The sequence below is a fragment of the Actinoplanes sp. ATCC 53533 genome (genome assembly GCF_003947245.1).
In genome coordinates this window covers 1-11,631 of the sequence record NZ_QHHV01000252.1, presented here as the reverse complement: position 1 = coordinate 11,631, position 11,631 = coordinate 1, and the positions used below count along the sequence as shown (strand labels likewise).

At 69.8% G+C, this 11,631-nt stretch carries 11 protein-coding genes; 6 read left to right on the top strand and 5 right to left on the bottom strand.

The genetic code is table 11. The features are described 5' to 3' along the window. The 3 genes from chvE to mmsB form a co-directional block, all read left to right on the top strand. On the top strand, positions 1-933 hold a 933-nt coding region (chvE, locus tag DMB66_RS51930), incomplete at its 5' end, for a multiple monosaccharide ABC transporter substrate-binding protein (protein WP_148112865.1). Positions 934-1,010: 77 nt separating this feature from the next. Then, complete coding sequence (gene mmsA / locus DMB66_RS51925; protein ID WP_125811479.1) at positions 1,011-2,543, top strand: multiple monosaccharide ABC transporter ATP-binding protein; 1,533 nt, start codon at positions 1,011-1,013, stop codon at positions 2,541-2,543. A 5-nt stretch (positions 2,544-2,548) separates the two neighbouring features. Beyond that, complete coding sequence (gene mmsB, locus DMB66_RS51920; RefSeq protein ID WP_125811478.1) at positions 2,549-3,805, top strand: multiple monosaccharide ABC transporter permease; 1,257 nt, start codon at positions 2,549-2,551, stop codon at positions 3,803-3,805. Between the two features lie 90 nt (positions 3,806-3,895). On the opposite strand, the gene DMB66_RS51915 is transcribed toward mmsB, so the two are convergent. Together DMB66_RS51915 and DMB66_RS51910 are read right to left on the bottom strand one after the other, a co-directional pair. Next, positions 3,896-5,059 (bottom strand): MFS transporter, encoded by a 1,164-nt coding sequence (locus tag DMB66_RS51915; protein WP_125811477.1) that lies wholly within the window; start codon positions 5,057-5,059, stop codon positions 3,896-3,898. A 72-nt stretch (positions 5,060-5,131) separates the two neighbouring features. Next, on the bottom strand, positions 5,132-5,749 hold the full coding sequence (locus tag DMB66_RS51910; RefSeq protein ID WP_233625457.1) for a TetR/AcrR family transcriptional regulator: 618 nt from the start codon (positions 5,747-5,749) through the stop codon (positions 5,132-5,134). Positions 5,750-5,865: 116 nt separating this feature from the next. Between DMB66_RS51910 and DMB66_RS51905 the strand changes: the two genes are divergently transcribed. Continuing rightward, positions 5,866-6,996 (top strand): pyridoxamine 5'-phosphate oxidase family protein, encoded by a 1,131-nt coding sequence (locus tag DMB66_RS51905; protein ID WP_125811475.1) that lies wholly within the window; start codon positions 5,866-5,868, stop codon positions 6,994-6,996. Between the two features lie 137 nt (positions 6,997-7,133). Here the strand turns inward: DMB66_RS51905 and DMB66_RS51900 are convergent, their stop codons facing one another. Then, a complete protein-coding gene (locus DMB66_RS51900; RefSeq protein WP_125811474.1) occupies positions 7,134-7,733 on the bottom strand; it encodes a helix-turn-helix transcriptional regulator in 600 nt (199 codons plus the stop codon). Between the two features lie 97 nt (positions 7,734-7,830). On the opposite strand from DMB66_RS51900, the gene DMB66_RS51895 reads away from it, so the two are divergent. After that, positions 7,831-9,216, top strand: a complete 1,386-nt coding sequence (locus DMB66_RS51895; RefSeq protein ID WP_125811473.1) for an MFS transporter — start codon at positions 7,831-7,833, stop codon at positions 9,214-9,216. Here DMB66_RS51895 and DMB66_RS51890 read toward each other — a convergent pair. Continuing rightward, a complete protein-coding gene (locus DMB66_RS51890; RefSeq protein WP_125811472.1) occupies positions 9,196-10,182 on the bottom strand; it encodes a YafY family protein in 987 nt (328 codons plus the stop codon). The genes DMB66_RS51895 and DMB66_RS51890 overlap by 21 nt on opposite strands. A 97-nt stretch (positions 10,183-10,279) precedes the next feature. Here DMB66_RS51890 and DMB66_RS51885 point away from each other — a divergent pair, with 97 nt between their 5' ends. Next, complete coding sequence (locus DMB66_RS51885) at positions 10,280-10,675, top strand: RidA family protein (RefSeq protein ID WP_125811471.1); 396 nt, start codon at positions 10,280-10,282, stop codon at positions 10,673-10,675. A 147-nt stretch (positions 10,676-10,822) separates the two neighbouring features. Here DMB66_RS51885 and DMB66_RS51880 read toward each other — a convergent pair. After that, on the bottom strand, positions 10,823-11,631 hold an 809-nt coding region (locus DMB66_RS51880), incomplete at its 5' end, for a non-reducing end alpha-L-arabinofuranosidase family hydrolase (RefSeq protein ID WP_255441493.1).

Below are 11,631 nucleotides of genomic sequence, written 5' to 3'. Positions count from 1 at the left end.
CTCGAGGCCAAGGGCTACAAGGTCGACCTGCAGTACGCCGAGGACCAGATCCCGACCCAGGTCAGCCAGCTCGAGAACCAGATCACCCGCGGCGCCAAGCTGCTGATCATCGCCTCCATCGACGGCACCGCGCTGACCTCGCAGCTGCAGACCGCCAAGGACAACAAGATCCCGGTGCTCGCCTACGACCGGCTCATCCGCAACAGCCCGAACGTGGACTACTACGCCACCTTCGACAACTTCAAGGTCGGTGTCCAGCAGGCGACCTCGCTGCTGGTCGGCCTGAAGCTGCTCAAGGAGGACGGCTCGCCCGGCGACGCCAAGGGTCCGTTCAACATCGAGCTGTTCGCCGGTTCGCCGGACGACAACAACGCCACCTTCTTCTTCAACGGCGCGATGTCGATCCTGCAGCCGTACATCGACAAGAAGACCCTCGTGGTCAAGAGCGGTCAGACCGAGTTCAAGACGGTCGCCATCCTGCAGTGGAAGGCCGAGACCGCGCAGGCTCGCATGGAGGACCTGCTGACCTCGACGTACAAGGGCGGCACCAAGGTGCAGGGCGTGCTCTCGCCGTACGACGGTCTGTCCATCGGCATCCTGGCCGCACTGAAGAGCAACGGCTACGGCACCGCCGGCCAGGCGTACCCGATCGTCTCCGGGCAGGACGCCGAGAAGGCCTCGGTCAAGTCGATCATCGCCGGTGAGCAGTTCGCCACCATCTACAAGGACACCCGCGAGCTGGCCAAGACCACCGTCGACATGGCCGACGCGGTGCTCAAGGGCCAGACCCCGCAGACCAACAACACCAAGGACTACGACAACGGCGTCAAGGTGGTGCCGTCCCAGCTGCTCGAGTCCGTGATCATCTACAAGAGCAACTACAAGAAGGAGCTGGTGGACACCGGCTACTACAAGGAGTCGGACCTGCAGTGAGGACGGGCGGTCCCCCGCCTCCGGGCGGGGGACCGCCACCCGGGCATCTGCCCGTTCGACCCCTTGATGGAGTAAGCATGACCGAGACGATCCTGCGGATGCAGGACATCACCAAGACGTTTCCCGGGGTCAAGGCACTCGCGGACGTAAACCTGACGGTACGTCGCGGCGAGATCCACGCGATCTGCGGAGAGAACGGCGCCGGCAAGTCCACCCTGATGAAGGTGCTGTCCGGGGTCTACCCGCACGGCTCCTACGACGGCGAGATCACCTTCGAGGGCGAGGAGTGCCGGTTCGCCGGCATCCGCGACAGCGAGCACCGCGGCATCGTCATCATCCATCAGGAGCTGGCGCTGGCACCGCAGCTGTCCATCGCGGAGAACATCTTCCTCGGCAACGAGCAGGCCAAGCGCGGGTTCATCGACTGGAACGCCACCAATCACGCGGCCGCGCAGCTGCTGCGCCGGGTGGGCCTGAACGAGAACCCGACCACCCCGATCATCGAACTCGGCGTCGGCAAGCAGCAGCTCGTGGAGATCGCCAAGTCGCTGTCCAAGCAGGTCCGCCTGCTCATCCTGGACGAGCCGACGGCCGCGCTCAACGACGAGGACTCGGCCCACCTGCTCGACCTCATCCGCGGGCTGCGCGACGAGGGCATCACCAGCGTGATCATCTCGCACAAGCTCAACGAGGTCATGGCCGTCGCCGACCGGGTGACGATCCTGCGCGACGGGCGGACCATCAGCACCCTCGACCTGGCGACCGACGAGGTCACCGAGGACAAGATCATTTCCGGGATGGTCGGCCGCGACCTGGACCACCGGTTCCCCCCGCACGAGTCGAACGTCGGCGAGGAGATCCTGCGGATCGAGGACTGGACGGTGCACAGCCCCACCCAGCACGGCCGGGTGGTGGTCAACCGCGCGAACCTCGTGCTGCGCCGCGGCGAGGTCGTCGGCCTGGCCGGCCTGATGGGCGCGGGCCGCACCGAGCTGGCGATGAGCGTCTTCGGCCGGTCCTGGGGGACCGACATCTCCGGTCGCATCATCAAGGACGGCCAGGAGATCCGGCTCCGCTCGGTGCAGGAGGCCATCAAGCACGGCATCGCCTACGCGACCGAGGACCGCAAGCGCTACGGCCTGAACCTCATCGAGGACATCAAGCGCAACATCTCGGCCGCCTCCCTCGGTAAGCTCGCCGGCCGCGGCGGCATCGTGGACGACAACGAGGAATACAAGGTCGCCGACGGCTTCCGCAAGAGCATGAACATCAAGGCGCCGAGCGTGCTCAGCATCACCGGCAAGCTCTCCGGCGGCAATCAGCAGAAGGTCGTCCTGTCCAAGTGGATCTTCAGCGACCCGGACGTGCTGATTCTCGACGAGCCGACCCGGGGCATCGACGTCGGTGCCAAGTACGAGATCTACACGATCATCAACGCGCTTGCCGACCAGGGCAAGGCGGTGCTGGTGATCTCCTCGGAACTGCCCGAGCTGCTCGGGCTCTGTGATCGAATCTATACGCTGTCGGCCGGCCGGATCACCGGCGAGGTGCCGCGCGCCGACGCCACCCAAGAGGGCCTGATGGCGCTCATGACCAGAGGAACGGAGTAGCCGCGATGAGCGTCGCCCCCACCAACGCCGACCTCGCTCTCGACGGATCCGCGGCCGCCGGGCTGCCTCCGGTCGGCCAGTCTCCCCGCCGGTTCACCATCAATCTGCGGCAGAGCGGCATCTACATCGCGTTCGCGGTGATCGTGGTGCTGTTCACCATCCTGACGGACGGTGACCTGCTCGCGCCGCAGAACATCAGCAACATCGTCGTGCAGAACTCGTACATCCTCATCCTGGCGATCGGCATGATCCTGGTCATCATCGCCGGGCACATCGACCTGTCGGTCGGCTCGGTGGTGGCGACGACGGGCGCGGTCGCCGCGGTGCTGACGGTCAACCACGACGTGCCGTGGCCCCTGGCCCTGCTGATCACCTTGATCGTCGGCGGGCTGATCGGGGCGTGGCAGGGCTTCTGGGTCGCCTACTTCGGCATCCCGGCGTTCATCGTCACGCTGGCCGGCATGCTGCTGTTCCGCGCGGTCAACTACATGGTGCTCGACAACCAGCGAGTCGGCCCGATTCCGAACGAGGTGCAGACCCTGGCCAACGGCTTCACCGAGGGCTATCTGGGCAACATCGGCCTCGGCGCACTGGGCGGGGCCGATCTGTTGAGTCTCCTCGTCGGCGTCGTCGCGGTCGGGCTGCTGGCGCTGGCCCAGTGGCGCAGCCGGTCCGGGCGCCTCAAGTACGGCCAGGTCGTCGAGCCGCTGTGGCAGTTCGCCGCGAAGATCGCGGTGGCCGCCGTGGTGGTCATGTTCATCGTCGTGCAGCTGGCCCGGTCCAAGAACCTGCCCTGGGTGCTGTTGCTGCTCGCCGGGCTGGTGCTCGTCTACTCCGTCTTGGCCAACCGCTCGGTGTTCGGCCGGCAGATCTATGCGGTCGGCGGCAACCTGCAGGCCGCCACGCTCTCCGGTGTCAAGGTCAAGTCGGTGACCTTCTGGCTCTTCGTCAACATGGGCGTGCTCGCCGCCGTCGCCGGCATCGTCTTCGCCGGGCGCCTCGGCCAGGGTAATCCGACCGCGGGCACGAACGCCGAACTGGACGCGATCGCGGCGGCCTTCATCGGCGGCGCGGCGGTCCAAGGTGGTGTCGGCAAGGTGGTCGGCGCCATCACCGGTGGCCTGATCATGGGTGTCCTCAACAACGGCATGTCGCTGATCGGTGCCCAGAGCGAAACGGTGATGCTGGTCAAGGGCGGGGTCCTGCTCGCCGCGGTCGCCTTCGACGTCTGGAGCAAGCGCCGCGCCGGTGCCACCCGCTGAGGGTTAAACCGCGCGACGGGTGATAGGGGAGAAACGGCAGCGGTCCTTGGGGGGACCGCTGCCGTTTCGTATCCGCGTCCGGGTCCGCGGTCAGCCGGCGGCTGGCGCGGCCATGCGACGGAACGGCAGGCCCGCCGCCGCGGCGAGGACGAGCGTGCCGACCACCGCGATCCAGCCGGCCCGGTATCCGGCATGGTCGGTCAGGAACCCGAAGGCGATCGGCCCGGCCGCGAAGCCGAGGAAGAAGCCGACCGACACCAGGCCGGACGCCCGGCCCGTGTCATCGCCGGCGTTGCGGACGACCTCGAGCATCGCCACCGCGTACGCGGCGGTCGCGGATCCGCCGACCCCGAGCGCACCGACCCACACCAGCGCTCCCAGGTGCGGCAGGGTGGCCACCACCAGCGGCAGCGCACATCCGGCGGCCGCGCAGGCCAGGCCGGTCAGCATCGTCGCCGGCCGGTCGTTCCCGCCCGCCGCCCGCCGCGTCCACCAGACGCGGCCGAAGACGCCGGCCGCCCCGAAACAGGCGAGCACCGCGCCACCGATGCCGGGCCGGTAGCCGAGATCCTGAACCGCGAACAGCGGCAGGTAGGCGGCGACGGCCGCGTTCGCCGTGGCGAGCACGAAGCAGTAGAGCGTCAGGCGGAACAGCCACGGCGGCAGCGGTCGCCGGGCCCCGGAGTGGACGTGCGGCGCGGGCGCTCGTACCAGCGGCACCGCGACGGCCACCACCAGGGCGGCCGCCGCGGAGGTCCGCAGCCCCCACTGCCACCCGTGCTCGGCCGCCACCCAGGGCAGGACCAGCCCGGAGAGCAAGGCGGAGATCTGCACCCCGGACTGTTTGTAGCCGACGGCCAGGCCGTCGCCGGGCGGCGGTATCCGGGCCCGAATGAGGACGTTCGTGGCGGGGTTCGCCAGCGCCTGCCCGACACCGGCGACCGCCAGCGCGGCGAGCAGCCAGGCGTAGGAGTCGGCCAGCGACGCGGCGAACAAGGTGGCCACGACCGCGGCGGCGAGGCCGAGGAGACCGCTGCGCGCACCGATCCGGTCGATCAGGCGCCCGGCCGCCATCGACAGCAATGCCGCGGCGCTGATCGTCACCGCGACCAGCGATCCGAGCTGTGGCCGGGACAGCTCCAGGTCCTCGACGAGGATCGGGCCGAGCGCGCTGACCCCGTACAGCGGCAGGGTCGAGGTGGCCATCGCCGCCGTCGCGATGGCCGTGACACCCACCCGCACGCCGGCGCCCATGCACCGATTCTCCCGCCGGGAAGCGGGAATCCCCGGTGGGTCACCCACCCGGGTCCGCGTGCGCGGGCGCGGTCAGCCTGGTGCGCCTTCCGCGGTCTCGCCGGGCCGGGGCGCGCCCCGCGCCGGGCCGCGCAGATAGCGGGTGATCATGTCCACCAGTTCGTTCTCGAACGTCTCGACCGGGATGGCCCGCGGGTCGGCCATGAGCTTGTGCGTGTTCATCTCCACTGTGAACACGATCAGCTCGGCCGCGGTGTCGAGGTCTCGCACGCCGACATCCGGGTGCCGGGCGAGGAGGTCGCGCACCTGACCGACGCGTGTCTTGCCGTGCCGGTCGATCGTGTCGAGCAACTCCTGGGAGAACGACGCCTCCTCGATCATGATCCGGAGCAGCTGCGGATCGTCGCCGTGGTTGTCGATCGCGTCGCGGACCAGCGTCCGCACCGTCGCCTCCAGGCTCCCGGGGGACAGGTCGAGCTGGTCGGCCTGCGTCCACGTGCCGTGGTCGATGTGCCGCACGAGCAGCTTGGCGAGGATGGCGTCCTTGTTCGGGAAGTACTGATACAGCGAGCCGATGGAGATGCGGGCGCGTTCGGCGATGCGGTTGGTGGTGCCGGCGGCGTAGCCGTGCTCGGCGAAAACGTGAGCAGCGGCGGTGAGGATGCGCTCGCGGGTGAGCTCGGCGCGCACCTGGCGAGGCGTGCGACGTGGCTGAAGGCGGCGGTCGGCCGACGGCATCTGGCGGTCCTGTCTCAGGCGCGGAAAGCGAGTAGCCAAAGAGCTGAGCTATTGTTCACAATAGTACTGTGAGCTGGGAAAACAAGACCACGCAAGGATATCGCCCGAGCACCGCGCGCCGGCTGGCGACGGTGGCGGAGGTCGAGGCGACCATCGGCCGCCCGGCGCCGATGATCATGCTTAAGCAGATCAGCGCCCTCGACGAGGGCTGCCGGACCGTCCTCGCCCGGTGTCCGATCGCGGCCTTCGGCTACCGGACCGCCGACGGCACCAGCAGGACGACCTTCATCGGCGGCACGCCAGGGTTCGCCCGCGTCCGTTCGCCCACCCGGATCTCGTTCGCCCTGGCCGAGCCCGGCGACCCGCGCGGTCCGGTCTCGTTCTTCTTCCTCGTGCCGGGCGTCGGTGAGATCCTGCGCGTCAACGGTTCGGTGGCGGGGCGGAAGGGCGCGGAGACGACCGTCGACATCGAGGAGGCGTTCGTGCACTGCGCGCAAGCCGTCCTCCGGTCCCGCCTGTGGCAGCCACCCGCCCAGCCCGGGCCCACCATCGAGATCGCGGGTGACGGCCCCCTGCGCCGGCCCGGCGTCGCCGAGTTCCTGGCCGCCTCGCCGTTCCTCGCACTGTCCACCTGGGACTCCGCCGAGGGGAGCGACACGAGCCCGCGCGGCGACCGGCAGGCGGTGGCGCGGATCCTGGACGGCCGTACGCTCGTCATCCCGGATCGCCGGGGCAACAAGCGCGCCGACTCGCTCCACAACCTGCTACAGGACGACCGGCTCTCGTTCGCCGCGCTCGTCCCGGGGCGCAGCGGTGTGCTCCACGGCCGCGGCCGCGGCGCGATCACCGACGATCCCGCGCTGCTGGAGACGATGGCGCTGCGCGGGATGCCCCCGCACGCGGCGCTGCTCATCGACGTCGAGCACGCGGAGGTGACCGGCAACCACGCCGTGGCCCGCTCCCGGCCGTGGGCTCCCGGCGCGCACCCCGACCGCGGCACGGTGCCGGACCTGATGGTGCTGGCGGGCGAACACCTCGCTGCCAATGCGGCGAACGCCGAGGGTGGCCCGCCGGCGGTCCTGCTGAAGGTCGTCGCGGCGATCCCGGGGATGGCCCGCTTGTTGCGGCTGGTGATGAACCGTGCCTACCGCTTCGGCCTGCGGAAGGAGGGCTACGACGACGTCGTGCCGGGCGCGTGACGCCGATGATGAACATGATCCGGTCTGTCACTCAGCCCGGCCGGACGGTGACGGTGAACTCCTGGCCGACTTGCTGTCGGGAACGAGACGTCATGGCGTTCATCGTGACCGGGATCGACAGCGATCGCACCCTGAGCCTAGGAATCACTGACCTCGTTGCGGCGGGAGGCGCCCGGGCGCGCGCGGACCTGTGCTTTGTCGCCTTGCGGGCCGAACAGGTGGAGGATCTCGACCACCTGATCGTTCGCCGGGCCGAACCAGTGCGGTTCGCCGGTGTCGAACTCGGCGACCTCCCCGGCGTGCAGGGTGAGCTCACGTTCGCCGAGGAGGAGCCGCAGCTCCCCGGCCAGCACGTAGAGCCACTCGTATCCGGCGTGGGTGACCAGCTTGGGCCGGCGTGGCCCGATCACCTGCTTGAAGACCTGCACGCGCCCCGGATAGTCGGTCAGCGAGACGACGACGCTGCCGTTGTGGGCCCGCCGTGGCGTCAGGTGGACCCGCGGATCGCCGCTGGCCGGCGCGGCGACGAGCTGATCGAGCGCGATGCGGTGCACCCGGGCCAGCGGCACGAGCAGATCGAGGGTCGGACGGCGTTTGCCCGACTCGAGCCGGGACAACCCGCTCACCGATATCCCGGACGCGGCCGACAACGCTTCGAGAGTCATGCCGCGCTGACGGCGGAGCGATCGCAGCCGCGGCCCGATGTCGGTGATCATTCGCTGCAGCTCGGCGTCCATCCCCCCATTTTTGCAGCCTTCGCAAGTTTTCTACCGGGTCGGCGGGGCCCGGGGACACGATCTTCCGAGGTGACCGGCGAACTCGGAGGCGACAGTGATGCGGACAACAGGGCTGGTCGAAGGCGCCACCCGGCACACCAACCGCTGGCTGGTGCTGGCGATCTGCTCCATGAGCCTGTTCGTGGTCGGACTCGACACGACGATCGTCAACGTGGCGTTGCCGTCGATCGGGCAGGGCCTGCGGGTGGGGACCCGTGGCCTTCAGTGGGCGGTCGACGCGTACACCATCGCCCTGGCCAGCCTGTTGATCTCCGCCGGTGCGCTGGCCGACCGGATCGGCCGGCGCCGGGTCTTCCAGCTGGGGCTGGTCGTGTTCGGGGTGGCGTCGGTGGCCTGCTCACTCGCGCCGTCGATCGGCGTGCTCGTCGTGGCGCGGGTGGCCCAGGGCGTCGGCGGATCGATGCTGAGTCCGGTCGCGCTCGCCATCGTGGTCAACGTCATCACCGACCCGAAGGAGCGGGCCCAGGCGATCGGCGTGTGGGCGGCGATCTTCGGAGTCAGCATGGCCGCCGGGCCCCTGGTGGGCGGCGTGCTCGTTTCGGCCCTCGGCTGGCGGTCCGTCTTCTGGGCCGGCGTGCCGATCATCGTGGTCGTCCTGCTGCTGACGTCGGTCTTCGTCCCGGAATCGCGGGCGCCGCGGCCGAGAAGCCTGGACGGGGCGGGCCAGCTGCTGCTGGCCGTCGTCGTGGGCGGGTCGGTGGCGCTGCTCATCGAAGGCCCCAGCATCGGGTGGGTCTCGCCCGGCGCGATCATCGGGTACGCGGTCGTCGTCGCCGCGGTGGCGGGTTTCGTGCGGACCGAGTCTCGGCGCCGTGAGCCGCTCATGAACCTGCGGTTGTTCCGGCGTAAGCCTTTCACCGCTGCGGTGCTCGGCGCCGTCGTCGTGTTCATCGCCCTGAACATGACGTTGCTGCTCGGCACTCTCTACCTGCAGCACGCGAAGGGGCTGACCCCGGCCATGGCCGGCGCGATCACGCTGCCCATGGCCATCGCCGCGACCGTCTGCGCCCCGCTGTCCGGCTTCCTCATCGGCCGCACCGGGCCGCGGCTGCCGCTGCTGCTCGCCGGTGGCAGCATCACGCTCGGTGCCCTCTGCCTGGTGACCCTCCACGACCACACCGGCATCCAGGTCCTGCTGCTCGCCTACCTGCTCATCGGCGTCGGCATCGGCTTCGCGAACGCCCCGATCACCAACACCGCGGTCAGCGGGCTGCCGGCCGCCCAGGCGGGCGTCGCCGGTGGAATCACCTCCACGGCACGCCAGTTCGGCGCGGCGCTCGGCGTCGCCGTCGCGGGTGGCGTCATCGCGCACACCGAACCGGCGGGTCTCGCCCAAGCGTCCCGACCGGCCTGGGCGATCGTCGCGGCCTGCGGGCTGTTACTCCTCGTCGTCGCGCGGGTCTCACCGACCGCCGGGCGATGACACTTCGTAGCAGGCGGCGATCGCGGCGGCGCGGTCGCGCAGGGCGGTGCGCAACCACGGCGGGGCCAGGGCTTCCGCGTTCGTGGCGAGCTGCCACAGCGCCCGTTCGGCATGTCTCGGATCTTGGAAGGTCACCTCCAGCCGCAGCCAGCCGTCCGCGTCGGCCTCCTCGCTGCGGACGGCCAGCGCGGTGCGCACCAGCTCCTCCCGCCGCGCCGCGGGCACCCGCACCAGCACGGTGACCGGGTCGCCGCCGGTCCGAAACCGCGTGCTGCGTTCCTGCCAGGCCCGGTCCAGATCGACCCGGTCCGGTCGCTGTGCGGCTTCGGCGAGCTCCTCGGCGGCCACGATGCGGGACAGCCGGTAGGTGCGGTCGGCGCCGGACCTCGTGGCCAGCAGGTAGCCCTGCTCGCGGACGGTGACCAGGCCGATCGGGTCCACCGTGCGCCACTTCGGGGGCTGGCCCAGCGCCGCGTAGTGGATGCGCAACTTGTGCCCGGCGAACACCGCGCGCCGGACCGCGGCCACGACGATGTCGGGAAGCTCCTCGGCGACCAGCCGGCGCGACAGCAGGTCGGTCTCCGGGTCGATGAGCAGCCGCTCGGCCGCGCCGGCCGCGGTGTCCCGATAGCTCTCGGGCAGCGCGTCGACCACCTTGAGCATGGCCGAGGCGAGCGCCGAGCCGAGACCGAACGCCTGCGCGCCGCGCCGCGATCCGGCGACCAGCAGGGCGAGCGCTTCGTCGTGGTTCAGCCCGGTGAGCTCGGTCTGGAAGCCGGGCAGCAACGCGAAACCGCCGTGCCGGCCGCGTTCGGCATAGACCGGGACGCCGGCCGCGGACAGCGCCTCGATGTCGCGCAGCACGGTGCGGGTGGACACCTCCAGCTCGCGGGCCAGGGTGGCCGCAGGCAGCCGGCCACGCTGGCGCAGCAGCAGCACCAGCGAGACCAACCGGTCGGCCCGCATACGAGAACTATGCCAGGAATACACGACACAGGGTGTCGTGATTGGTTGGGAGGCTTCTCCCATGACCACACCGGAGATGAATGGAGCTGAGACAGCGATGGATCGGACGGCGGTCAACCCGTGGACCTGGTCGACGGAGCTGGGATACAACCAGGGTGAGCTGGTCTCCGGGCCCGCCCGGACCCTGTACTGCGCCGGGCAGACCGCGATGAGCGGCGACGGCAAGCCCCAGCACGCCGGCGACCTGGCGGCCCAGCTGGCGCTGAGCCTCGACAACCTGGAGGCCGTTCTCGGCGAGGCCGGCATGTCGCTGGCGAACCTCGTCCGGCTCAACGTCTACACGACCGACGTCGACCGGCTCTTCGAGCACTACGGCGTGCTGGCGTCGCGGTTGGGCGCCGCCGGGGTGAGACCGGCCAGCACGCTGCTCGGGGTGGCCCGGCTGGCGGTCCCCGACCTGATGGTCGAGCTCGAGGGCACCGCCGTCGGGTGACGCGAGCTCTGCCCGGCCCGCCCGCCGAGTACGGCCTGCCGGTCACGGACCTCCGCCCGGGCTGAGCCGCGATCCGGGACCACCGCGTGACACGGCGGGCTCGGTCTGGTGCCGAGCCCGCCGGTCGGTGGGCGGGTGTCGTGGTGGTCAGCGTTGGCGGGTGAGTAGGCCTGGGCGGTAGGGCAGGAGGCCGTAGTCGCCGCCGGAGTTGGGGGCGCGTCCTTGGTAGAGCAGTTGCAGGTTGCAGGGGTCGATGGTCATGGTCTGGTCGGCGGTGGTGCGGATGAGTTCGCCGTGGCTGATGTCGTTGGTCCAGGTGGCGCCGCTGTTGGCTTTGCCGGCGAAGGGGTTGCTCTCGGTGGCGGCTTGGGGGGTCCAGGTGCCGCTGAGGCTGGTGGCGGTGAAGGAGCGGAAGTAGCGGCCGTTGGCGCCGATGGCTTCGACGATCATGAGGTATTGGTTTTGGCCTTGGACTTTGTAGACCTGGGGTGCTTCGAAGAGGTTGTTGGTGGTGTCGGTCATGATCGTGGTGTAGGTGGCGCCGAAGTTTCCGGGGAAGTTTCCGATGGGCATGCCGGCTCGGTAGATTTTGCCGTTGTCGCCGGCGAAGAAGAGGTACATGGTGGTGCCGTCGCCGATGATCGTCTGGTCGATGGGTCCGGTGCCGGAGCCGGTGATGCTGCCGGTGAACAGTGGTTGTGCCGCGGACCAGCCGTTGGGGTTGGTGGGGTCGTTCGAGGTGCGGTACATGAAGGGCGATGGGCCCCATTGGTAGGTGAGGACCCAGATGTTCTTGGGGGCGAAGTAGAACAGTGAGGGTGCGACGGTGGCGGATGACATGGTGTTCTGGCTGGCGGAGGCCATGTCGGTCCAGTTGGTCAGGAGGCTGAAGTTCATGGAGCCCCAGGTGGTGCCGGTGTCGTGGGTGGTGGCGTAGACGAGGTGTCTGCCGTTGT

Bases quoted from the DNA above. Each gene is read 5' to 3' on its own strand.
- mmsA (WP_125811479.1), top strand. From the start codon at position 1,011: ATGACCGAGACGATCCTGCGGATGCAGGACATCACCAAGACGTTTCCC.
- mmsB (WP_125811478.1), top strand. From the start codon at position 2,549: ATGAGCGTCGCCCCCACCAACGCCGACCTCGCTCTCGACGGATCCGCG.
- DMB66_RS51915 (WP_125811477.1), bottom strand. From the start codon at position 5,059: ATGGGCGCCGGCGTGCGGGTGGGTGTCACGGCCATCGCGACGGCGGCG.
- DMB66_RS51900 (WP_125811474.1), bottom strand. From the start codon at position 7,733: ATGGACGCCGAGCTGCAGCGAATGATCACCGACATCGGGCCGCGGCTG.
- DMB66_RS51895 (WP_125811473.1), top strand. From the start codon at position 7,831: ATGCGGACAACAGGGCTGGTCGAAGGCGCCACCCGGCACACCAACCGC.
- DMB66_RS51890 (WP_125811472.1), bottom strand. From the start codon at position 10,182: ATGCGGGCCGACCGGTTGGTCTCGCTGGTGCTGCTGCTGCGCCAGCGT.
- DMB66_RS51885 (WP_125811471.1), top strand. From the start codon at position 10,280: ATGGATCGGACGGCGGTCAACCCGTGGACCTGGTCGACGGAGCTGGGA.